1 protein-coding gene is annotated in these 1,065 nt (G+C 64.1%); it reads right to left on the bottom strand.

The annotated features are described in order from the left end of the window. Positions 1-214: 214 nt before the first annotated feature. The coding region (locus D466_RS22590) for an ABC transporter substrate-binding protein (protein ID WP_018915441.1) at positions 215-1,065 on the bottom strand (851 nt) is incomplete at its 5' end.

Below are 1,065 nucleotides of genomic sequence, written 5' to 3'. Positions count from 1 at the left end.
TGCCCGTGCGCCAGGTTGATGATGCGCATCACCCCGAAAATGAGGTTCAGCCCCAGACCCACCAGGGTGAAGAAAATGCCGTACAGGATTCCCCCTGCCACGGCATAGAGCAGCAATTCCACGACTCGCCCCTTCGCGAACGGACGCACGCCGAGAACCGGGGCCCGAGGGCCCCGGCACGGTCATGCGAGGAAATGACGGTTGGCGCGAAGGCTCAGCGCTTCGGAGCCGGGTACACCGGCTTGCCGGTGGCGTGGTCGGCCGGGTACACCACGACGAACTTCAGGTCCTTGCCTTCGGGCACCATCTGCGCCACCGGCAGCGGCTGGCCGAGCTGGGCGCCGTTCTCGTTGATCTTGAACGGCCCCAGCAGCGTGGTGACCTTGCCCGACATGTCGTTGAGCAGGGCGCCGTGGAAGTCCTCCTGGGTGAACTTGGGCGCCTTGTCCAGCATGTACTGCATCACCAGGCCGGTGTTGTAGCCGGCGGCGTCGAGGAAGTTCGGGGCCTTCTTCTCGGCGCCCTGGAAGGCCTTGACGAAGTCGGCGGTGTTCATGCCGTAGTCCACCTTCTCGTACTTGACCAGCGGCGGGGTCGGGTAGGTGTAGGTGTAGGCCAGTCCATTGACGCCCACGTTCTTCTTCATCAGATCGAGCAGTTGGCCCGGGAAGATGGAGAAGGTCATGTCGAAGTGCAGGCCGCTTTGCGACAGCGCGCGCAGGAAGGCGATGTCGTTGGGCGCGTAGCCGAACTCCAGCACGGCCTGCGGGTTCGCGGCCTTGATGGTGTGCAGCAGGATGGTGTAATTCGACTCGGTGGTCGGCACGCCGTGGTAGTACACCGGCTTGACGCCGGCCTGGGACAGCACTTCCTTGGTGGTCTCGGCCTGCGAGGCGTCGAAGTCGTTGGCGTCATACACGATGGCCACGCGCTTGATGCCCTGCTGCACCACGAAATGGGCCAGCGGGATCGGCCACACGGTGGAGGCCGGAATGCTCACGTCGGCCAGGTAATCGGTCTTCTTGGTGAAGAAGTTCGCCCCCGAGCCGGTCGGGTCGATCAGCA

The organism is Thiomonas sp. FB-6, assembly GCF_000377645.1.
GTDB lineage: Bacteria > Pseudomonadota > Gammaproteobacteria > Burkholderiales > Burkholderiaceae_C > Thiomonas_A.
This window is presented reverse-complemented; position numbering and strand designations above follow the sequence as displayed.